Here is a 21,567-nt window from a genome sequence, read left to right on the forward strand (position 1 = left end):
CCGCCTCACATGGTCACTCTCCTGGACGGAGCGCCCGGCGACGCGGTGCGACGCGCCGAGGGGACCGGCCGATGAAGGAGCCGCGCGTACCGCTGGAGCTGAGCGCGGCCAAACCGGAGCTGGGCGAGCCGACCGGGCCGGAGTGTGATCAGGCCGACGTACCGCCGCCGCACTCCGGCGACGGCGCCCCCTCGGACGCCGCCAGGTCGAGCTGGTACTCGATGGTCTGGTGGGTCGGTACGTAGCCGAGCGCGTCGTTGATCTTCCGCATGGGGTGATTGCTGTCGGCCGTGTCGGTCAGCAGCCCGCCGAGGCCGGGATGGCGCTCCTGGATCTGCCGGATGGCCTCGCCCTTCATCCAGCGGCCCAGGCCGTGCCCGCGGTGCGCGGGGAGGACGCCGGTGCCGTAGTGCTGGGCGTCACCGGTGCCGTCGCCGGGGACGACGAGTTCGGTGAACCCGGCGATGGAGCCGTCCGACGTGTCGACGGCGGCGACCGTGTGCAGCAGGTCGCCGCGCTTGGCGATGGCTTCGGCCGCCGCCCGCACCCGCTCCATGTCCCAGACGACCGTGCCGTAGTCGGTGTCGTCCATCGGCATGTCGTCCATGGCGCGGCGTGACGCCGTGAACGTCGTGGCCAGCTCGTCGGGCACCGTCCCGTCCCAGGACACCAGCCGGTAGCCGGGGTGTCCGGCTGCGGTGATCCCGGCGACGGCGGCGGCTTCTGAGTCCGCCGGCGGGAGCGGCAGCCGGGCGAACGTCAGGGTCAGCACGGCCCGGAAACCCCGAGCCACGAGGAACGCGCTGCCTGGTGAGCCGGCTTCGGCCTGCGCGATGACGCTGCGCCGACCCGCCGCCCCGGCCGCGGCCACGGCGGCGGCCAGCAACCGGGAGCCGGTGCCACCGCGGCGCTCCGCCGGGTGGACGTGGAGCTCCAGCTCGCCGAGGTGGGCCTGCCCGGGCTTGGTGAACAACCGCAGGAAGGCAGACCCGACGGGGTACCCCGCGGCGTCGGAGGCCAGCCAGACGAGGCGGTACGCGGAGTCGCCGCGTTCGGTGTCGGTCAGGGCGGTGACGCGCATCGACAAGGAGACTCCGTCGTCAGGTGGTTACGGCCCCAGGAAGCCCTGCGACCCGCAGACGCTAGCCAGCCCGCCGGGCCACGCGCAACGCCATAGGTGAGCCGCAAGCAGCGAAATCCCCCAGCGTCATCGCGGCGACGGTGATGACCGGACGGCTGCCGCAATGACCATTGTTACGGCTCAAGTTGGCGACGCCGCCGGTCGCGTGAGCCGGGGGTGCTACAAGCACATCGGTCGTGCGAGCCGTCGGTGGTGGCGGTGTTGGTGGTCGGCTCGCGCTCTCGCGCTCGTTGGCCCGACGCCCTCTTGTCGAAGGGGCCGCGGGTAGGAAAGATCAATCCGTAGTCAATCCGCAGACATCGCCGCATGTCGGCATCGTCGGCATTCTGGAGAGGGCCAACGCCATGAGCGAGCTATCAGCGGCTGACGGCAGTACTGCGCGGCTGCCCGCACCGGAGGTGGACGATGTGGTCGAGGGAGCCCTGGCCGTAGCGGACGCGCCGTATGGGGCGACGATCAGAGTCGCGCCGTACGAGGGCATGGCGAAGGGGGACGTCATCACCGTCCTCTTCGGACGCGCCTATACGGACGCCTCGCCCGTCTCCACGTCGTGGGTGGGGCGGGAGATGGCGTTCGTCGTTCCGACCGATGTGCTGAAGGCGACGGATGAGCCGGTCACCGTCTCGTACTCCGTCGAGTTGAGCGGCGGCGGGTCGGTGTCCTCGGGGGCGGCGACGATCGCGATCGTGCGGTAAGGGCACGCGAGAGCGGGTTGTCGCCGCGATCGGGAGCGCGGCCAGGACCGTCGGAGGGGCGGTCGGCGGGCGGGCCGGGCATGGCGGGTGCCGGCGGCGGGACGTGCGCGCGCGAGCAGGCCATGCCCGGCCCGGCCCGGTGGGTCGTGCGGACGCTCAGCCCTTGGCCCGTGCCATCCACGCCTCGACGTCGGCGCTCGTACGCGGCAGCGCCTGCGAGAGATTCCGGTTGCCGTCCTCCGTGACCAGGATGTCGTCCTCGATCCGGACGCCGATGCCCCGGTACTCCTCCGGCACCGTCAGATCGTCCTCCTGGAAGTACAGACCCGGCTCTACGGTCAGGCACATGCCCGGCTCAAGCGTGCCCTCGACATACGTCTCGGTGCGCGCGACGGCGCAGTCGTGGACGTCCATGCCGAGCATGTGGCCGGTGCCGTGCAGGGTCCAGCGGCGTTGGAGACCCAGCTCAAGGACGCGCTCGACAGGGCCGTCGGCCAGGCCCCAATCCACCACCTTCCCGGCGAGCACCAGCTCGTCGGAGACACCCGGGTACAGACGGTTCTCGCGCTGTGTGACCGGCTGCGCTTCCGTCTCTTCCGGGGTCTCCGTGGGGAGCTGGTCGGCCACGGGCTGCCTCCTGCCGTTCGCCGCTGGTGGGGCGTTCATCGTATGTCCGTACGGAAGGGGGTCCAGGAGCTCACGGAGGCTCGCGGGGGCGCCCGAAGGCGCGGGCGTGCGGGGGGTGTCGGGGCAGGAGTGCCGGAAGGATGCCGGGCGTCCGTGGCCGGTGGCCCGGCAGAGACGACCGCACCCGGCCTGTCAGGGACCCCTGGTGGGGAGTCCTTGGCGAGACCGGGTGCGGACAGATCGACTCTGCGGAGAAAAGCCACAGGTCAAAGCGCCTGATCGGAGATCAGGACTTCTTGGTCTCCCAGAAGATCTTGTCGATCTGGGCGATGTAGTCCAGAGCCTTCTGGCCCGTGGCCGGGTCGGTCGACCCCTTGGCCGTGCTGAGGGCCTTAAGGGCGTCGTTCACCAGCTGGTGCAGCTCCGGGTACTTCTCGAAGTGCGGGGGCTTGAAGTAATCGCTCCACAGCACGGAAACGTGATGCTTCGCCAGCTCCGCGCGCTGTTCCTTGATGACGGTGGCGCGGGCCCGGAAGTGCGGGTCCTCGTTGGCCTGGTACTTCTCCTGGACTGCCTTGACCGACTCAGCCTCAATACGGGCCTGAGCCGGGTCGTAGACGCCGCAGGGAAGGTCGCAGTGGGCGCTGACCTTCACCTTCGGGGCGAACAGGCGGGAGAGCATAGAGCTGTCCTTCCTCGTGATCGTCTTCTCAGGTGCGAGATTACTCCGTGAGGGAAGGCTTTTCTCGGGTGGCCCGGGGTGCTTAGGACAAAAGTCCAGTGTCAGCCTGGGACTGGTGGAGGAACGGACCGGGAGGTGCCGGGATGCAGGAGCGGGCGCACGATCGCGGGCAGGAGGAAGACCGCGAGCGCCATGGGCTGCTGCGCATCGGGCTCGCCGAGGTGTACAACCCGTCGATGGTGCCGACGCTGCGGCCTGGTGACCAGCTTGTCGTTCAGTACGGCGCGAGCGTACGTCCGGGTGACGTGGTGGTGCTGCGTCACCCGTTCGGGCAGGACCTGCTGATCGTCAAGCGCGCGGTGGAGCGGCGCGCGGGCGGCTGGTGGGTGCAGGGCGACAACCCGTATGTGGAGAACGACAGCCGGGAGTTCGGCGTCGTGCCGGACGAGCTGGTCGTGGCCCGGGCGCTGGCGCGGCTGCGGCCGCCGCCGCGTGGTGATCAGCGCTCGGTGACCGGACTGCTCTCGTGGGCGGCGTCGGCGGTGCGCCCGGTGCGCTCGGGGCGCGGGGGGTGGGCCGCACGGCTGGTCAGGCCGGACCGGTCGCTCTCCAAGCGCTTGCGGGCGCGGTAAGCGGCGACGTTCGCGCGCGTCGCGCAGCGGTCGGAGCAGTAGCGCCGGGAACGGTTTGTCGATGTATCGAGATACGCGTTGCGGCAGGGGGTCGCCTCGCAGATGCCGAGCCGGTCGGCGCCGAGTTCGGTGAGGTGGAAGGCGAGCCCCATGGAGGCGGTGGCGGCGTACCCCGCGCCCGCGTTGGCCGCGTAGTCGGCGATGTGCATGTGCCACTTGGGGCGCCCGTCCTCGTCCCGGTGCTCGTGCCCCGAGATCTGCGGGCTGACGGGGAACTCCATGAGCAGGGCGTTGAGCAGGTCCACGGCCAGCACCTCGTCGCCGCCGTCGGCCGCCTCGAAGATGGCCCGCAGCCTGGCCCGTACGCCGCGCAGCCGGGTCACGTCGGCGTCGGTCGCCCGGCGGGCGGCCTGCTTGCTGGCGCCGAACAGGTCCCGTACGGCATCGACGGAGGTCAGCCTGTCGGTACCCCGTGCGGGCTCCTCGCTGTTGACCAACTGGACAGCGAGGTCCGAGTAATAGGCCAGTTCCACTTGTAGTCCTTACGGAGGCGGTCTAGGGTCGTTACTGGTGATCGGTAATGACTGCTATGTCTCAAAGGGTATTACGTAAGGGAGTGGCGTGGGGATGACGGACACCGTGGCTGGAGCAGGAACGGACTGGAGCGCCTGGCAGGCCAGCTGGGACCGGCAGCAGGAGTGGTATCTCCCGGACCGCGAGGAGCGGTTCCGCGTCATGCTGGACATGGTGGAGGCCGTCGTGGGCCCCGCGCCGCGCGTGCTCGACCTCGCGTGCGGCACCGGCAGCATCTCCGACCGGGTGCTCCGCCGCTTCCCCGAGGCCACGAGCACCGGCATCGACCTGGACCCGGCGCTGCTCACCATCGCGCGCGGGCACTTCGCCGGCGAGGGGCGCGTCCAGTTCGTGACGGCGGACCTGCGGGACCCGCAGTGGATGGGCAAGCTGCCGCACGCGTCGTACGACGCCGTGCTCACCGCCACCGCGCTGCACTGGCTGACGAGCGACGCGCTGCGCGTGCTGTACGGCCAGGTCGCCGGCGTCGTACGGCACGGCGGGGTGTTCATGAACGCCGACCATATGCCGGTCGAGTCCACTCCCCGGCTCAATGCCGCCGAGCGCGCTTTCCGCAAGGCGCGGCAGGCCAGGGAGCGGGCGGCGGGCGTGCGGGACTGGGCGGACTGGTGGGAGACCGTCGCCCAGGACCCGGTGCTCGCGGGCCCGGCGGCCGAGCGCTTCGAGATCTTCGGCAACCCCGCCGCGGGTGACCACGAGGACGGCCATGAGCAGTCGCCCGACTGGCACGCGGCGGCGCTGCGGGACGCCGGATTCGGTGAGGCGCGCCCCGTGTGGTGCTCGGCGACGGACGCGCTGGTACTTGGCCTGAAGTAGCGGGAGTCGCGGGGGCCGCGGGATGCGCGGCAGTCGCGAGGGTCGTGGAGACAACGGCGGTCGCACGAGCAAGAGAAGCGGCGGGAGTAGGGGGAGTGGCGGAAGCAGCCTAAGTGGCTGACGCGCAAGGTTGGTGTCCCTCCTCGTCGGCCGGCGGCGCGGCCGGTCGGCTCACAGCGCTCGAAGGCGGTACGGCCACATCGGTCCGTACCGCCTTCTCGCTGTGCTCACCGTCGCCGGTCTGCCTGCCGTCGGCTACAGCACCTTGGACAGGAACGACTTGGTGCGCTCGTGCTGCGGGTTGCCCAGGACCTCGCGCGGGTGGCCGGTCTCGACCACCATGCCGTCGTCCATGAAGACCAGCGCGTCGCCGACCTCCCGGGCGAAGCCCATCTCGTGAGTCACGACGATCATCGTCATGCCCTCTTCGGCGAGGCTGCGCATGACGTCGAGGACGTCACCCACCAGCTCCGGGTCGAGCGCCGAGGTCGGCTCGTCGAAGAGCATCAGCTTCGGCTCCATCGCCAGGGCACGGGCGATGGCCACCCGCTGCTGCTGGCCGCCGGAGAGCTGGGAGGGGTAGTTGCCCGCCTTGTCGCCGAGCCCCACCCGGTCGAGCAGCCGCACCGCGCGTTCGCGGGCGACCGCCTTCGTCTCCCGCTTGACCTGGACCGGCGCCTCCATGACGTTCTCCAGGGCCGTCATGTGCGGGAACAGGTTGAAGCGCTGGAAGACCATGCCGATGTCGCGGCGCTGGGCGGCGACCTCGCGGTCGCGCAGCTCGTAGAGCTTGTTGCCCTGCTGCCGGTAACCGACGAGCTCGCCGTCCACGTACAGCCGCCCGGCGTTGACCTTCTCCAGGTGGTTGATGCAGCGCAGGAAGGTGGACTTGCCGGAGCCGGACGGGCCGATCAGGCAGAAGACCTCCTGGGGGGCGACCTCCAGGTCGATGCCCTTGAGGACCTGTACCGGACCGAAGGACTTCTGGACGCCCTCGGCCTTGACCATGGCGGTCATACGCCGCCACCTCCCATCGTGCCGCCGCGGTTGCTCAGCGAGAGCATGTTGGCCCTGAGCTTCTGCCAGGGGGTGGGCGGCAGCTGGCGCAGTGAGCCACGCGCGTACCGCCGCTCCAGGTAGTACTGGCCGATGCTCAGCACGCTGGTCACCACCAGGTACCAGATGGCCGCGAGGAACAGCATCTCGACCGTGCCGCCCGAGGTCTGGCCGACGTTGGTGGCCGCCTGGAGGAGGTCGAAGTACTGCACGGCGATCACCAGTGAGGTGGTCTTGAGCAGGTTGATGAACTCGTTGCCGGTCGGCGGCACGATCACGCGCATCGCCTGCGGGAGCACGACCCGGCGCAGCGTCTTGGCGTGGCTCATGCCCAGCGCGTGCGACGCCTCGGTCTGGCCCTCGTCCACGGACTGGATGCCGGCGCGGCAGATCTCCGCCATGTACGCGGCCTCGTTGAGGCCGAGGCCGAGCAGCGCCGCCAGGAACGGGGTCATGAAGTCCGACCACTCGTCCTGGTAGATCGGGCCGAGGTTGATGTACTCGAAGACCAGGCCCAGGTTGAACCAGAGCAGGAGCTGCACATAGACCGGCGTACCGCGGAAGAACCAGATGTAGCCCCACGCGATGGAGGCCGTGACCGGGTTCTTCGACAGGCGCATCACCGCGAGCAGGACGCCCAGGGCCACACCGAGCGCCATGGAGACGATCGTGAGCCAGATGGTGTTGCGGACGCCCTTGGTGATGTCCTCGTCGAAGAAGTAGTCGGGGATGGCTCCCCAGTTCACATCGCCTTGGGCGAAGGCGTTGAGGAGCAGGACCAGCAGTGCGAGTGCCACCACTCCGGTGACCCACCGCCCGTAGTGCCTGACCGGGATGGCCTTGATGGCCTCCGAGCTGGGCGGCGGGGAGTCAGCTGGCCCCTTCACCTTGTCAATCTCAACAGTCACAGGTGCTGCCTTTCAGCATGAACCGTCACGAATCGTACGGTCAGGAGCCGCCGTTGATCTTGGCCTCGGTGACAGCGCCGTCCTTGACGCCCCACTTGGCCAGAATCTTGTCGTACTCGCCATTTTTGATGATCTCGTCGAAGGCGGCCTTCAGAGCGTCGCGCAGTTCGGTGTTCTTCTTGCTGATCGCGATGCCGTACGGCGCTGCCTCGACCTGCTCGCCGACGATCTCGAAGTCCTTGCCGCCGCCCGAGGTCTTCACGGCGTACGCGGCCACCGGGAAGTCGCTCGCCGCCGCGTCGGCGCCACCGGCCCGCAGCCGGGTCTGCGCCTGGACGTCGTTGTCGTACGCCTCGATGCCGATCTTGCCCTTGCCGTTCTTCTGGCACTCCTTGACCTGGTCTTTCGCCAGGTCATGCGAGACGGTGCCGCGCTGCAGAACGATCTTCTTGCCACACAGGTCGTCCCAGCTGGTGATCCCCTGGGTCTTGCCTTTACGCGTGTAGATCGAAACGCCGGCCTGGAAGTAGTCGACGAAGTCGACGCCCTCGCTGACCTTCTTGCCCTTTTCGGGGTCGATGCCCTCTTGCCGCTCCTTGGTGTCGGTCATGGCCGACATCGCCATGTCGTACCGCTTGGAGCGCAGACCGGTGAGCAGGGTGTCGAAGGTGCCGTTGGCGAACTCGAACCGGATGCCGAGCGCCTTGCCGAGCGCGTCGGCGAGGTCGGGGTCGATGCCGACGGTCTCCCCGCTCTTCTTGAATTCGACCGGCGGGTAGGCGATATCGGAGCCGACCTTGATCACGCCCGCATTCTGGACACTTTTTGGCAGCTTCTGGAAGAGCTTGTTTCCCGAGGCGGAGCCGTTCACCTTGTCCCGCTGATCGCCGCAGCCGGTCAGCAGCAGCGCGCTGGTGACCGCGATAGCGCCGATGGAGGCCAACCGGGGGGTCCGGCGGACGGCCTTATCCGGTCGGCGGGTACTGCTGGCGGTCATACTGGTTCCTCCTGCGGGTGAGGGAAGCACCGATGGGTCGGGCACACACTTTTGGGCGTCGCGACCTTGTGTGATTGGGGCATCTTGCCATCCGGACCAGCGGGTGCGGGGGGCCAGCCAGGTCAAAATCGGATAACGGGTGATGCGGGTGGTGTGACCTGCCAGGCGCCGCCGCGAAAAGTGGGCCTGCGGCGGGCCTATGAGATGTCGTGGGCGGCGGAATAAAAGCTTCCATCTCATGCGCGATGTCGTGGTACGTGGATAATCGGTAGCCAATGGCCCAATTTTGGCGTTACGCGAGGTTGCCGTGACGTAGCGCGACGGAACTCACTCGTCCCGAGCACCGCTTCTCCGGTAAAAAAGACGGTTACACCCCTCACCCGGGGCTCAGGGCACGTGTGCGGCGTGCCCGGCGTCCGTTCTCCTCCGCCAGCGGTCATCCGCGAGGCGTAGACCGGACGCGGTGCCCGCCCGCCCCTCAACCAGGGGCGGCTACCCTCAAACAGAAATACGACAAAGGGGTCAAAAAGTGGCAGCGGAGATCGTGAATCCTCGCAGCGACAGCGATGGCACTACGGACGAAGAACTCTTCGACCCGGCCTTCGCGCTGCACCGGGGCGGCAAGATGGCCGTCCAGGCGACTGTTCCCGTGCGCGACCGGGACGACCTGTCCCTCGCCTATACGCCAGGCGTCGCCAAGGTCTGCAGCGCGATCGCCGAGCAGCCCGATCTCGTGCACGACTACACCTGGAAGTCCCAGGTCGTGGCCGTCGTGACGGACGGCAGCGCGGTTCTCGGGCTCGGTGACATCGGCCCAGAAGCCTCCCTCCCCGTGATGGAGGGCAAGGCGATCCTCTTCAAGCAGTTCGGCGGTGTCGACGCCGTGCCGATCGCGCTGGACTGCCGGGACATTGACGAGATCATCGACACCGTCGCCCGAATCGCACCCTCCTTCGGCGGTGTCAACCTGGAGGACATCTCCGCGCCGCGCTGCTTCGAGATCGAGCGCAGGCTCCAGGAGCGGCTGGACATCCCGGTCTTCCACGACGACCAGCACGGCACCGCTGTCGTCACCCTCGCGGCGCTCCGCAACGCCTCCAAGCTCACCGGCCGCACCCTCGGCCAGCTGCGGGCCGTCATCTCCGGCGCGGGCGCGGCGGGTGTCGCCATCGCCAAGATCCTTGTCGAGGCGGGCATCGGCGATGTGGCCGTCTGCGACCGCAAGGGCATCGTGTCGCGGCACCGCGGCGACCTGACCGACGTCAAGCGCGACCTGGCGGGCTTCACCAACAAGGCGAATCTCTCCGGCTCGTTGGAGACGGCGCTGGACGGCGCCGACGTCTTCATCGGCGTCTCCGGCGGTACGGTCGCCGAGTCCGCGGTGGCGACCATGGCCAAGGACGCGATGATCTTCGCGATGGCCAACCCTGACCCGGAGATCCACCCGGACGTCGCGCACAAGTACGCGGCGGTCGTGGCCACCGGCCGCAGTGACTTCCCCAACCAGATCAACAACGTCCTCGCGTTCCCCGGCATCTTCGCGGGTGCGCTCCAGGTCCGGGCCTCCCGGATCACCGAGGGAATGAAGCTCGCGGCAGCCGAGGCGCTGGCCGCCGTGGTCGCCGACGAGTTGAGCGCCGACTGCGTGATCCCTTCGCCGTTCGACGAGCGGGTCGCCCCGGCGGTCACCGCCGCTGTCGCCGCCGCGGCGCGGGCCGAAGGAGTCGCGCGCCGCTGACGCTTGACGCGTGTCCGGGCGCGACCCCGCACCCGGACACGCCGCACCGCCACGACGGTCCGGGCCCGCCCTCCCACGAGGGGGCGGGCCCGCCGTTCGGCCGGGCCTGTCGGAGACGGCTCACACCAGAGGCTCACGGAAGCCGGCCCGGCTCTCATCCGCGCTGATGACCGGGCTCGCGCGATCCCGGCCACCCGGGAGCCGTCGCCGACGACGCTCACCCGCTTGGTGGAGCCCTTCCGCTGTGAAGCCGGTGCTACGGGCCCGTAGAAGCCCGCCCCGGGCTGCGCGGCCCGGCCAACGGGCCGTTCGATTCCCGCTCACCGTCATCTCGCGGACGCCCCCAGTTCAGGCCACTCTGATGCCATGCGCACCACCCGGCCCGACCGAATCCGAGTGAGGACACCCGTATGAGCCGTACGAGCCTGGACCGGCGCAATCTGCTGAAGGCCGCCGCGGGGGCGGGGGCGCTTGGCGCCCTGTGGCCTCTGAGCGCCGGCCTGACCCCCGCTCAGGCCCGGGAGGCCGCCGAGCAGCTCGGCGTGACCTGGGACGCCGCGCCCTTCACCCTCGGCGTGGCCTCCGGTGACCCGCTGCCCGACAGTGTCGTGCTGTGGACCCGCCTCGCTCCCGAGCCGCTCGCCCACGACATCGACGACCAGGGACTGCCCGCGACCGTCGAGGTGCGCTGGGTGGTGGCGCGCGACCGGGCACTGCGCCGGGTCGTCGCACGCGGCACCGCACCGGCCACGGCGGCGCTGGGACACAGCGTGCGGGTGACGGTGGACGGCCTGGAGCCGGGGCGGACGTACTGGTACGGCTTCCGCGCCCTCGGCCGCGGCAGCCGGGTGGGCCGGACGCGGACGGCGCCGGCGGGCAGGGTCGGGCGCGTGCGCTTCGCGTCGGCGAACTGCCAGGCGTTCCACGACGGTTACTACCCGGCCTTTCGCGGCATCGCCGGTGAGGACGTCGACTTCGTCGTCCACATGGGCGACTACATCTACGAGCACGGCCAAGTCGGCGGCCAGGCACTGCGCGACCACGAGGGACCCGAGGTCTTCACGCTCCCCGAGTACCGGCGCCGCCACGCGCTCTACAAGGGCGATCCGTCGCTGCGCGCCGCGCACGCCGCCCACCCGTGGTACCTGACCTGGGACGACCATGAGGTCGTCAACGACTACAGCGGCACGCGCGGCGGCGCCTTCGGCAAGCGGCGGGCCGCCGCCTACCAGGCGTGGTTCGAGCACATGCCGCACCGCGACCCGGCCGCCAAGGGCTCGGGGGACGCGGGTCCGCCCGCCGAGCCGCGTATCCACCGGGTCCGGATGTGGGGCGACCTGCTGGAGCTGACCGTCCTCGACCTCCGCCAGTACCGCTCCGAGCAGAACCTCCCGAACGGCACCATCCTGGGCGCCGACCAGCGCGCGTGGCTCGGGCGCGGCATCGACCGGGCCCCGGACGCCTGGCACTGCTGGGTCAACTCCATCAAGCTCAGCCAACTGCGCGGCAGGCCCGGCGGCGGCTTCATGTTCACCGACCAGTGGGACGGCTTCGTGGCCGAGCGCAAGAGCGTCCTGTCCCAGGTCCACCGCAGCGGTCTTGAGGACCTGGTCGTCATCACCGGAGACTGGCACTCGGCCTTCGTCGACGACCTCAGGCCCGACTTCGACGACCCCGACGGACCGGTCGTCGGCACCGAGTTCACGGCCCATTCCGTCACCTCCGGCGCGTACTCGGCGGACTGGAACGACAAGAACGGCCCGCTGATGGGCCGGGCCAACCCGCATCTGCGGTACTTCGAGGGCGACCGGTACGGCTACGACGTGTACGAGGTCACGCCGCGCCGCTGGACCACCCACATGCGGGTCGTCGGCGACCGCCGCGACCCGCACTCCCCGGTCTCCACCCTGACCAGCTTCCATGTGGACCGGGGCACCGCGGGCACGTACGAGGACGAGGCCACGAAGGGCTCGCCCGCGCAGTACCGCAGGGAGTGAGCCGCCGGGGGACGCGGCGCGTGTCACACCGCGGTGTGGTTCCGCCACGTCCCCCTCGCGCTCTATCGTCGGGATCATGTTCGCTGCCTACGCCGCACGTATCGACCGTGACCAGCCGCTGAACGGCCTGGAGCTGGGTGAGCGCCCCGAGCCGGAGGCGCCTCCGGGTTGGACGACGGTCAGCGTCAGGGCCGCCTCCCTCAACCACCACGACCTGTGGTCGCTGCGCGGCGTCGGCCTTGGCGAGAAGAGCCTGCCGATGATCCTGGGCTGCGACGCGGCCGGGCTCGACGAGGACGGCAACGAGGTCGTCGTCCACTCGGTCATCGGCCAGAGCGGCCACGGCGTCGGGCCCGACGAGCCGCGCTCGATCCTCACCGAGCGCTACCAGGGCACGTTCGCCGAGCGGGTCATCGTGCCCACCTGGAACGTGCTGCCCAAGCCGCCGGAGCTGTCCTTCGAGGAGGCGGCCTGCCTGCCGACGGCCTGGCTGACGGCGTACCGGATGCTGTTCACCAACGCCGGTGTGCGGCCCGGCGATTCCGTTCTCGTCCAGGGCGCGGGCGGCGGCGTCGCGACCGCGGCGATCGTGCTGGCACGCGCGGCGGGCCTGCGCGTGTACGCGACGAGCAGGGACGAGACGAAGCGCGCGCGGGCGATCGAACTGGGCGCGCTGGACGCTTTCGAGCCCGGTGCGCGGCTGCCGCAGCGGGTGGACGCCGTCATCGAGACGGTGGGTGCCGCGACCTGGTCGCATTCGGTGAAGTCCCTCAAGCCGGGCGGCACGCTCGTCATCTCCGGCGCCACCTCGGGCCCCGACCCGCAAGCCGCCGAGCTGAACCGGATCTTCTTCCTGGAACTGCGGGTCGTCGGCTCGACCATGGGCTCGAAGGACGAGCTGGAGGACCTGCTGAGCTTCTGCGCGACCACGGGGGTGCGGCCCGTGATCGACACGGTGCTGCCCCTGGACCGGGCGCGCGATGGCTTCGAGAAGCTGGCGGGCGGCGAGCAGTTCGGCAAGATCGTACTGACGGTCTGAGACCTTCGGGGGACGCCGGGCGGGAGTGCCGGGCAGGCATGACGGGCGGGGTTGACGGGCCCGCGCGTGGGGACTGAAGGCGTACGCGGACCTCCGCGCGCGGTCACCGCGGTCACAAGGTGAGGGCGTACGCCTGCCACCTGCTGGTGACCCGTGCGCCGAGCAGCTCAGCGGCGCGGCGGAGCAACGGGTCGTTCAGCTCGCGGATGTCCAGGTCCCTCACCGCCGGATCATCGGCGACGACGCGGCGGATCAGCCCCGCGACCGCACCGGCAAGATCGGTCGCGGACGCGTCGCGGTGCACGGCGTGTTCCAGGAGGGCGCGCCCGTCGGTGACTCCCACCGCGAGCTGGGCGGTGAGCGTCCCTTCGGCCGTGAGCAGGTCGGTCACGTGGCCCTGCGGCGCGACGCTGGTCAGGTACGCGTCGATACCCGCGGCGTCCCACGGGGGCTCGGCCGAACCGTCGTCGCCGCGCGTCGTGTCCGCGCCGCTGCCGCCGCGCGGGCTGCTGCTGTCCGGGTCGCTGCCGCCGTCCGGGCGGCTGTCGTCGTGTTCCTCGTCGTACGCGCAGAAGACGGAGCCGGAGACGGAGGGCTCGGGCGCGTCGTCCTCGTAGACCTCGTTGTACAGCCGTACGTACGTCTCCACCACGGCGTCGTTCCCGGTGGGGAACGGGCGTGGCGTGGCGCGCAGAGTCACCGGCGGCAGACCGGGCGGTGGGCTCCACGCCTTCAGGTCGGGCACGGTCCAGTGGCGGCCCAGCTCGGCGTCGACGCGGGCGCCGAGCCGGGAGGCGGCGATGCCTATGGGGTCGGTGTCGGGGCCGCTCCAGTTGATGGTCGCGAAGCCGAGCTCCTTCGCCCGGGCGGCCGCCGCGCGCAGCAGCAGGGTCAGCAGCTCGGTCTCCTCCGCCGCCCCCTGCGGTCCTTCGTCCGGCTGAGCGTGCCCCAGTGCCAGCCGCCTGCGCACTCGGGTGACGAGGATGTGGTCGAAGCACACGGCCGCTGCCTCGCCCGGCGGCTGGAGGAGCCGGGCCCAGCCGGTCAGCTCGCCGCCGTGCCGGGCGACCACGGCGCCACGGAAGGCGAAGGTGTCCGCCCGCTCCGTCTCCGCCCGGGCAGCCTCCGACGGCGACTCAGGGGCCACCGCCTCGGCTGCCGACTCGGGCTCTGGTTCCGGCTCCCGCGATCCCGAACCACCCGAAGAGTCTGGCGAGTTCGACGAGCTCGGAGAAACCACAGGGTCTGACGGGACCGGTGAGTCGGGACCCGGTGAGCCGAGTGAATGTGGCGAGTCCGGTGAGTCCGGTGAGTCCGGCGAGTCCGGCGATGGGGACTCCGCTGAGGGCCACTCCTGCGTCATGTCGAGTCCGAGGAGATCCGCCAGTTCACGTGACAGCAGTTCGTCGGCCTCCGGAGCGGAGTCGTATTCCACCGTGATGGCGGCGGGCAAGGACATGCTGTTCCCTCTTCCGCTTCGTGCGGACCGCACGGAAGGGCACGGTCGCCGGACCTCCCAGTACAGCTCACCATCCCGGCGCGCACGACCCGCCCAGGTTGGAGATGCGTCTCCTCCATACGGCGGGGGTGGGATGATCGCAGCGAGGGGTGTGCGGGGCGGCTCCGGCCGGAATCAACCGGTCCACTCGCGATCTTGCCCACCGGTTCCGAAGAGCCGGTCCAGGTGGTAGCCGATCGTCCGCTGTACGTCTTCGACCGCGCGGCGCCGGTGCGGAATGTCCAAGCCGAGGCCGATCACGCCGGAAACCAGCAAGTCAGCCTCGTGCGCCGGGTCACGCCGGGGTCCAAGTCGCCGTCCTGCTGCCCCTGCTGGATGAGCGTGGCGACCAGGTCGTCCAGCGGGTGCGCGTCGGCGAGGAACACGGCGGCCAGCTCCGGGTCGCCGATACTGCGGACGAAGTACGCCACGTGGATGAGCAGCGACGTGTGGCGCTGCTCGTCGAGCGGCGGGAACTCCAGCAGCGAGCCGAGCAGCAGCGCGCGCGGGGTGAGCGGCTGCGGGGCCGCCTCCAGGCGCGCGCGGGCGTGCCGTTCGCTGTCCTCGTGCGGCTAGCGCAGGGCCAGCACCAGCAGGTTGTGCTTCGTGCCGAAGTAGTACCGCACCGTCCGCAGCGCGACCCCGGCCTCGGCGGCGACCTGCCGCGTGCTCGCCGCCTCCAGGCCATGGCGGGCGGCGATCCGCCAGACCGCCGTGGCGATCGTCCTGCGGCGCTGTTCGTGGTTCACCCGGCCGGGGCGGGGCGGCGGGGGCGGGGTCACGCCTCCGCGGAGGCCGTGGTGTTCTTGGCCGCGAAGCGCCGCGCCTTGTTGCGGTTTCCGCACACGCGCATGGAGCACCAGCGGCGGCTGCGGTTCTTGGACACGTCCCAGAACACCCATGCGCAGGAGTGCTCCGCGCACCGCTTCAGGCGGGCCGCTTCGCCTGTGATGCGCAGTTCGCTCCAGGCGGCGGCAAGGGCGGCCAAGGCGCGTTTGACCGGCGGCAGTTCGGGCGAAGGAAGCAGCACGCGCGCCCCCGGGTGCCGGATGGCGCCCCCGGCCGTCTCGGTGCCTGCCGCGCCACCGGTCAGCTCATCGTCGCTCGCGCTGGTCGTGGCGGTCGCGCTGGTCGCGGCGGTCGGACTGGCCGTGCTGGCCGTGCTGGTTGGGCTGGTTGCGTCAGTCGTGCTGGTGGCGCTGGTCGGGTTGGTCGCGGCGGTCGTGCTCGTGCTGTGCGGGCTGTGTGTTTCGGTCGTCGGGTGGGCGGCGTGGCCCGCCCCGTGCATGGTGGACAGCAATGGCAGGGCCCTGAGCGCTTCTTCGGCCGCCGCGATGAGCCGGGGGTCCGGCACGTCGCCCACGGGGACGCCGAGCTCCTCGCGCAGGCCGTCACGCAGTCGTAGGGCCAGGCCGTAGTCGTCGGTGCCGACCCGCTGGTCCGGGGCGAGCAGCCCCCGCGCGATCAGCCAGTCGCCGAGCTGGTCCGGCGTGCTCAGGTCGTCGGTGCCGAGTTCGACATCGACCGTGTTCGCGAACGCCTCGACCAGTTGGGCCGTGGCTGGTGCCTCACTCATGGAATGCCGCCTCCGGCTCTCTCGGGCTCCCACTGATCTGCGGGCCACCGATCTGCGGGCCACTGATCTGCGGGTCCACTGGTCTGTGGTGCCACTGGTCTGTAGATCGATCGCGGCTCTTCCGCTGCTGACCGGCTCGCTTGCCGGCTTCCCGGCGCGCTCCCCGGTGTGCCCGGGCTGCCAGCGTACCCCTTCTAACCGGTAAAGGGTTTTACCGGTTGACGCCCTCGTCGGCTCGTGGCACGCTCCCGAGTTAACCGATGAAGCCGATAGGCGGTTATCCGTCCGATGCGGCGGTGTGCCGGGGCGGTCGTCAGCCGGGAGCTGGCGCATCGATCAGGAATCTGCGGAGGGGCCTGTCTGATGAGCGTTGATGCCGGTGTCACCAAGACCAGGAGCACGAGCGCGCCGTGCCCACCAAGCGCGCCGTGCCCGCCGGGCGTGCCAGTCACCACCGGGGAGGCGGCGGCTCGGGTCGTCGAGGCCCCGGACGCCCCGGACGCCGAGGTGCTTGGCGTCGGTGTGCGTGACGGAGGCACCCGTAACACCGCGGTGCTGCTGGTCTTCACCGCGATCACCAACCTCGCTGACGGCGTCACCAAGATCGCGCTGCCGCTCATGGCGGCCCGGATCACGGAATCCCCGGCGCGGATCTCGCTGGTCTCCCTCGCGCTGACGCTGCCGTGGCTGCTGGTGGCGCTGCACGTCGGCGTGCTCGTCGACCGGGCCGACCGGCGTCTCCTGCTGTGGCTGGCGGACGGCATGCGCCTGCTGGCGGTCGGCGGGCTGATGGCCGCCGTGGCGGCGGACGGGGTCACGCTGTGGGCGCTCGCGGTGGCTGGTGCGGTGCTCGGCGTCGCCGAGGTCATCGCGCTGACCTCGGCCGCCGCACTGGTTCCGGCTGTCATACCGCGAGCGCGGCGTGAGCGCGCCAACGCGTGGATCACCGGCACCGAGACCGCCGCCAACGAGTTCTGCGGCCCGTTCGTCGGAGGGCTTCTCGTCGCCGCCGGTACGGGAGTGGCGCTCGGGGTCAGCTGGGTCACCTACCTCGCGGCCAGCCTGGTGCTGGTGCTGCTCACCGGCCGCTTCAGGGCCGTGCGTCAGGGCCGTGCCACGGCGGACACGCCGCCCGGCTCCGGTGCCGCGGCCGCCGACGGGCCGGGCTCGGACCTCGCAGGCCAGGCGGAGGACGCCGTCAACCAGCAGATCGCCGAGGGCCTGCGCTTCCTGTGGCAGCACCGGCTGCTGCGGACGATGGCGCTGATCCTGACGGTGCTGTGCGCGAGCTGGGGCGCCTGGCTGGCGCTGCTGCCGCTGGTCGCCACCCGGATGATGGGCCTTTCGGCGCAGGAGTACGGCATCGTACTGAGCGCTCTGGGCATAGGCGGGCTGACCGGCGCCGTCACCGTCGGCTGGGTGAACCGGCTGCTCGGGCGCCGCCGGGCGATGTTCGCCGACCTGCTCGGCACCCTCGTCATGATGGCCGTCCCCGCGCTGACCACCCAGCTGTGGGCCGTCGCCGCCGCCGCGTTCCTCGGCGGCATGGGCGGCACGCTCTGGTCGGTCAACTCCCGCCTCATCGGCCAGAATCTGGTGCCGGACGCGATGATGGGCCGGTACAGCGGCGTGGCCCGCCTCTTCAGCTGGGGGGCGATTCCGCTGGGCGCGGGCCTGATGGGGGTGCTGGCCGAGTTGTTCGGGATGCGGGCTGCCTTCCTCGCCTTCGCGGCCCTCAACGCGGCGACCATCCCCGTGTTCCTCCGCGTGGTGACCACGAGCGAACTGCGGAAGGCCGAGTGAGCCGGGCTCCCCGCCCACGCCGCCCGCCGGTGCGGTGACGCGCCAACGTCGCCTGGCGGAAAAGCGCCGCTGGCGGAAGGGGAGTGACTTCGCGTCACCGACTTCTCGGGCGCGTCGCCACCTGCCGTGGGAACGGCGCCGCCACAGGGGACTTGTGGCGCGTTCGCGCGGGCCCGGTCCTGCTCCGGTGGCACGCGTGGCGGGCTCCGTGTCGGCGCGTATGGCGCTGTCCGTCCCATTGACGGTCATGGTCAGCCGCTGATTGGCTGTCCGGCGCTCCGCTGACGTGGCCATGGCCGGAGCGCCGACGCTGCCGCGCGGCGCTCCGCCGACTGACGCTGGGAGAGGCCGATGGACAGCCCGACGCGCGCGACACCATCCGGAACGACACCCGCGCCCGCGCAGGGGAGGGCCCCCTCGCTCCGTGCCCCGTACGGATCGCCACGCGGACCGGAGCGTGGACCGGGGCGCCGTCCGCGGCCCGGACGCGGGCGGAGTCGCGGGCGCGGCCCGGCGCGCAGGGCCGCCGTCGTCTTCGGCGCGCTGCTCGTGGCGTCCGTGCTGCCCCCGGCGCTGCCGGACGCGGGCCCGCGAGCCGCCTCCCGTACGTCCGCTGACGTCACCAGCGGCGGCCCAGCCGGTAACCCGGGCGGCACCCCGGGCAGTCATCCGGGCGCCACCCCGGATGGCATTCCGCCGTTGACCGATTCCCAGGGCCGCACCGTCACGCTGCGCGGCTGGAACGTCGAGGACAAGACGCATCGGGGCGCCGACGCGCTGAGTGCCATCACCGAGCGCCACTTCCGCGACATGTCGGCCCAGGGCTTCAACGCCGCCCGGCTGCTGTTCTTCTGGGACGACCTGGAGCCCCGGCGCGGCCAGTACAGCCACCGCTATCTGCGCAAGATCGAGCGGATTCTGGACTGGGCCCACCGATACCGGATCACGGTCGTACTCGACGCGCACCAGGACATCTACGGACCGGCCTTCGGTAGCCACCGGGGCATCCCCGAGTGGGCGACCCGCACCGATGGCCTGCCGTACACGCCGCATCCCGACGACTGGTTCGCCGAGTACTTCGAGCCCGCCGTGCAGGCCGCCTTCGACCATCTCTACGAGGACACGGATCTGCGCCGCGCCCAGGCCCGGATGTGGCGCGTGGTCGCCGAGCGCTTCGCCGGTCACCCCGCGCTCCTCGGCTACGACCTCATCAACGAGCCGATGGGCAAACTGCTGCCCGGCGAGGACCTGGCCACGGCCGCACGGCGCATCGAGGCGCGGCAGCTCACCCCGATGTACAACCGGCTCGCCGACGCGGTGCGCCAGGTCGACCGGTCGAGCTGGGTGTTCGTCGAACCGACCCCCATCGTCGGCGAGGGCGTACCCACCGGGCTCGGCAAGATCCACGACCCGAAGACCGCCTACGCGCCGCACTTCTACAACACCGCCATGGAGGCGGGCCAGGACTACGACCCGGCGGCGGGCTGGATCGAGGCGTACGAGGCGGCCGTCACGGCGTACCCGAGGAAGCACGGCATCCCGGTGCTGGTGGGGGAGTGGGGGCCGCTGAACAACGCGCTGCCCCGGATGGGCCGGTTCTACGACGACGCCCTCGCCTCACTGGACCGCTACAGCTCGGGCTGGACCGGCTATGTGTGGTGCTACGGGGGCGGCTACTGCGCCGTGGACGAGAAGGGGCGCTTCCGCGTCAACAAGGAACGCACCGCACGCCCGTACGCTCCGGCTGTCTCCGGCGCCGTGCGCTCCGCCACGTACGACCCGGAGCGTCGCGTCTACCGGCTGGTCTACGACCCGCGCGGCCGCTCCGGGGTGAGTGAGCTGTCCCTGCCGCCCACGGAGCGGGGCTGGCGGATCGCGGTGGACGGGGCCGCGCACGCCTGGCCACGGGTGGTGGGCGCTGGGCGGCGCGGCACGGTCGGGATCTTCTCCACTGGTTCGGTGAAGACCCCGGTCACGGTGACGGTCACCGCCCCAGCCCCAGCGGCGGTCTCAGCCCCGGCTCCGGTCTCAGCCCCAGCCCCAGCCCCGGCGGCTCCGGTCCCGGCTCCGCTCATGCGCGGCGACTGACCACCCGTTCGCGCCCCTTCGCCTCCACTACCCGCGCGCACGCGTGCACGTTGGCCCCGTGCCCCGTGCCCCGTGCCCCGTGCCCCGTGCCCCGTGCGCCGCTGTCCTTGTGGTCGGCGGGTCACGCCCACCAGTGTGTTCGCGCGCCCTCGCCCAGTGTCGCCGGGCGCGAGTACGGTACGTACAGGGGTGCACGGGGTGCTGAGTGAGCCGAGGAGACGATTGAGGCGTACGTCGTCGAATCAGATGAGTCAGACGGAACAGACGGATCAGACGAAGCGAACAAGCGACAAGTCGACAGGAGTCCAGTCAAAAAGTGCCGACACATCAGCTAGCCGCCTCTCCGGTGGCAGGCCCTCGCGTGTGAAGCCGCCCGGTGGGAAGACGGCGGGTGTGAAGCGATCAGTTGCGAGGCGAACAGGAACGAAGCGGTGGGGCGGCAGCGGGGTCTACCAGATGCTCTCGGCCGCTGGGCTGCTACTCCTGGTGGTGTGTGTGGTGGGAGTGTTCATCGGGCGGCAGGCGCATCAGCTGGCGACGGGCGAGACCGCCACGGTGCGTACCGTCTCGCGCTGCGCCGAGGGCGGTGGTCCGGGGACGGAGCCCGCACACTGCGAGGGCGAGTGGCAGTTCGCGGACGGGCGCACCAGCATGGGCGACATCCAGGGGCCCGAGGTGTCCAAGGGAGACAACGTCTTCGCCGGGAGGGGCTGGGCCTACACCTCCGAGACCAGACTGAGCCTTCAGGTGTGGATTCCGATCGGGCTGTGCACGGTCTTCCTGAGCGTCGCCGGCATCTTCTGGCTGGTCTACCGCAAGGACCAGCGCTCGGCGGCGGAGCGGGCCGGGCAGGAGCCGCCCGGTAGCGCGCGCCCCGCTGCGGAGTCATAGCGGTCGCCATCCGCTGCGGGGACCGCGGTCGCCTCACGCCGCCGGGACGTTCACCACGCTCCGGTACGGCTCGTACGGTACGGCGCCCAAGGGGCGGACCCCGGGCACGGCGCGGACGGCTGTGGACAGCTCCGGTGAGTCGGTGTTGACGAAGGTCAGCCACGCCTCACGGGACGTCCACTCGGCGTAGTTCAAGACCCGGGTGCCGTCCTTGCTCGCGTGGAAATGCGCCGACAGCATGCCGGGGATCACCATGCGCCGCAGGAGCCCGATGACCGTTCCGGCGAGGTGCCGCTGCGCCTCGGGAGCCTCGGTCTCGAAGTTCACGACGGCGACGAAGCCGGGCTCGGTGCCGTCGCCGGGCTCCGGGGTGAGGTAGCTGTCGTGCAGTGCGTAGCGGACGAGGCCGGGGCGCTCGATGCCGGGCAGGGCCTCGTCGATGCTCTGGACCATGGCGGGGCGCTTGGTCCGCACGAACGCCAGGTGGTCGTCGTCGTTCGTCCACTGGGCGTAGTTGAGGACGTGTGTGCCGTCGTCGCTCAGCAGCGTCGTCAGGCTCAGCATGGCGTCGGGGCGCTCCAGGTCGGTCCAGGAGTCGATGACGGCGTCGGCCGCCGGACGCTGCTGCTCCGGGTCGGCCACATTCCACCGGCTGACCAGGATGGTGCCCGCGTCGGGGCGGGTGACGCGGGGAAGGACGAGCTGCGGAACGGGGCCGGACTGCGCTGACATCGGGGGCTCCTTCACAGAGATGAGTGCGGCCCGGTCAGTGGTGACCGGCCGCACTCA

Annotated in this window: 18 protein-coding genes and 3 pseudogenes; 9 read left to right on the plus strand and 12 right to left on the minus strand. The window is 70.9% G+C overall.

Annotation, left to right across the window (positions count from 1 at the left end):
• Positions 1–148: 148 nt before the first annotated feature.
• Entirely contained in the window at positions 149–1,087 is a 939-nt protein-coding gene (locus AC5P1B_RS15060) for a GNAT family N-acetyltransferase (RefSeq protein WP_493887586.1), read from the minus strand.
• A 398-nt stretch (positions 1,088–1,485) separates the two neighbouring features.
• Here AC5P1B_RS15060 and AC5P1B_RS15065 point away from each other — a divergent pair, with 398 nt between their 5' ends.
• Entirely contained in the window at positions 1,486–1,836 is a 351-nt protein-coding gene (locus AC5P1B_RS15065; RefSeq protein ID WP_493887587.1) for a hypothetical protein, read from the plus strand.
• Between the two features lie 156 nt (positions 1,837–1,992).
• Here AC5P1B_RS15065 and AC5P1B_RS15070 read toward each other — a convergent pair.
• Positions 1,993–2,364 (minus strand): annotated as a pseudogene (locus tag AC5P1B_RS15070) (M24 family metallopeptidase); the annotation flags it as partial.
• 385 nt (positions 2,365–2,749) lie between these two features.
• Positions 2,750–3,145, minus strand: coding sequence for a superoxide dismutase, Ni (sodN, locus tag AC5P1B_RS15075; RefSeq protein WP_493887588.1), 396 nt, complete (start codon positions 3,143–3,145; stop codon positions 2,750–2,752).
• Positions 3,146–3,288: 143 nt separating this feature from the next.
• Here sodN and sodX point away from each other — a divergent pair, with 143 nt between their 5' ends.
• Complete coding sequence (sodX, locus tag AC5P1B_RS15080) at positions 3,289–3,777, plus strand: nickel-type superoxide dismutase maturation protease (protein ID WP_493887589.1); 489 nt, start codon at positions 3,289–3,291, stop codon at positions 3,775–3,777.
• 44 nt (positions 3,778–3,821) lie between these two features.
• Here the strand turns inward: sodX and AC5P1B_RS15085 are convergent.
• A pseudogene (locus tag AC5P1B_RS15085) lies at positions 3,822–4,310 on the minus strand (CGNR zinc finger domain-containing protein); the annotation flags it as partial.
• Between the two features lie 94 nt (positions 4,311–4,404).
• Between AC5P1B_RS15085 and AC5P1B_RS15090 the strand changes: the two are divergent.
• Positions 4,405–5,187, plus strand: a complete 783-nt coding sequence (locus AC5P1B_RS15090; protein ID WP_493887590.1) for a class I SAM-dependent methyltransferase — start codon at positions 4,405–4,407, stop codon at positions 5,185–5,187.
• A 255-nt stretch (positions 5,188–5,442) separates the two neighbouring features.
• On the opposite strand, the gene AC5P1B_RS15095 is transcribed toward AC5P1B_RS15090, so the two are convergent.
• The 3 genes from AC5P1B_RS15095 to AC5P1B_RS15105 are packed head-to-tail and all read right to left on the minus strand — an operon-like array spanning position 5,443 to position 8,148.
• Complete coding sequence (locus tag AC5P1B_RS15095) at positions 5,443–6,204, minus strand: amino acid ABC transporter ATP-binding protein (protein WP_493887591.1); 762 nt, start codon at positions 6,202–6,204, stop codon at positions 5,443–5,445.
• Complete coding sequence (locus AC5P1B_RS15100) at positions 6,201–7,151, minus strand: amino acid ABC transporter permease (RefSeq protein ID WP_493887592.1); 951 nt, start codon at positions 7,149–7,151, stop codon at positions 6,201–6,203. The genes AC5P1B_RS15095 and AC5P1B_RS15100 overlap by 4 nt, the downstream gene beginning before the upstream one ends.
• 40 nt (positions 7,152–7,191) lie before the next feature.
• Complete coding sequence (locus AC5P1B_RS15105; protein ID WP_493887593.1) at positions 7,192–8,148, minus strand: ABC transporter substrate-binding protein; 957 nt, start codon at positions 8,146–8,148, stop codon at positions 7,192–7,194.
• Positions 8,149–8,677: 529 nt separating this feature from the next.
• Between AC5P1B_RS15105 and AC5P1B_RS15110 the strand changes: the two genes are divergently transcribed.
• The 3 genes from AC5P1B_RS15110 to AC5P1B_RS15120 all read left to right on the plus strand — a co-directional run bounded on the left by AC5P1B_RS15110 (position 8,678) and on the right by AC5P1B_RS15120 (position 12,922).
• Entirely contained in the window at positions 8,678–9,886 is a 1,209-nt protein-coding gene (locus AC5P1B_RS15110; protein ID WP_493887594.1) for an NAD(P)-dependent malic enzyme, read from the plus strand.
• Positions 9,887–10,296: 410 nt separating this feature from the next.
• Positions 10,297–11,883 carry an alkaline phosphatase D family protein gene (locus AC5P1B_RS15115; protein WP_493887595.1) on the plus strand — a complete coding sequence of 529 codons (1,587 nt, stop codon included), beginning with the start codon at positions 10,297–10,299 and terminating at the stop codon, positions 11,881–11,883.
• Between the two features lie 76 nt (positions 11,884–11,959).
• Positions 11,960–12,922, plus strand: a complete 963-nt coding sequence (locus tag AC5P1B_RS15120; protein ID WP_493887597.1) for a zinc-binding dehydrogenase — start codon at positions 11,960–11,962, stop codon at positions 12,920–12,922.
• A 112-nt stretch (positions 12,923–13,034) separates the two neighbouring features.
• Here AC5P1B_RS15120 and AC5P1B_RS15125 read toward each other — a convergent pair whose 3' ends face one another.
• The 4 genes and pseudogenes from AC5P1B_RS15125 to AC5P1B_RS15140 all read right to left on the minus strand — a co-directional run.
• Positions 13,035–14,069 (minus strand): hypothetical protein, encoded by a 1,035-nt coding sequence (locus AC5P1B_RS15125; protein ID WP_493887599.1) that lies wholly within the window; start codon positions 14,067–14,069, stop codon positions 13,035–13,037.
• Positions 14,070–14,677: 608 nt separating this feature from the next.
• Positions 14,678–14,851: a hypothetical protein gene (locus tag AC5P1B_RS15130; protein WP_493887600.1), complete on the minus strand. Its 174-nt coding sequence runs from the start codon at positions 14,849–14,851 to the stop codon at positions 14,678–14,680.
• Between the two features lie 141 nt (positions 14,852–14,992).
• On the minus strand, positions 14,993–15,202 hold the full coding sequence (locus AC5P1B_RS15135) for a TetR family transcriptional regulator (protein ID WP_493887601.1): 210 nt from the start codon (positions 15,200–15,202) through the stop codon (positions 14,993–14,995).
• Positions 15,199–15,408 (minus strand): annotated as a pseudogene (locus AC5P1B_RS15140) (CGNR zinc finger domain-containing protein); the annotation flags it as partial. The pseudogene AC5P1B_RS15140 and the gene AC5P1B_RS15135, both read right to left, overlap by 4 nt.
• 1,095 nt (positions 15,409–16,503) lie before the next feature.
• Here AC5P1B_RS15140 and AC5P1B_RS15145 point away from each other — a divergent pair.
• From AC5P1B_RS15145 to AC5P1B_RS15155, 3 genes are all read left to right on the plus strand, one after another.
• Positions 16,504–17,799, plus strand: a complete 1,296-nt coding sequence (locus tag AC5P1B_RS15145) for an MFS transporter (RefSeq protein WP_493887666.1) — start codon at positions 16,504–16,506, stop codon at positions 17,797–17,799.
• 690 nt (positions 17,800–18,489) lie between these two features.
• Positions 18,490–19,887: a glycoside hydrolase family 5 protein gene (locus AC5P1B_RS15150; protein WP_493887667.1), complete on the plus strand. Its 1,398-nt coding sequence runs from the start codon at positions 18,490–18,492 to the stop codon at positions 19,885–19,887.
• Positions 19,888–20,343: 456 nt separating this feature from the next.
• A complete protein-coding gene (locus AC5P1B_RS15155) occupies positions 20,344–20,778 on the plus strand; it encodes a hypothetical protein (protein WP_493887602.1) in 435 nt (144 codons plus the stop codon).
• A 33-nt stretch (positions 20,779–20,811) separates the two neighbouring features.
• Here AC5P1B_RS15155 and AC5P1B_RS15160 read toward each other — a convergent pair whose 3' ends face one another.
• Positions 20,812–21,510 carry an antibiotic biosynthesis monooxygenase gene (locus tag AC5P1B_RS15160; protein ID WP_493887603.1) on the minus strand — a complete coding sequence of 233 codons (699 nt, stop codon included), beginning with the start codon at positions 21,508–21,510 and terminating at the stop codon, positions 20,812–20,814.
• Positions 21,511–21,567: the final 57 nt, after the last annotated feature.

This window comes from Streptomyces sp. A01, assembly GCF_059026195.1.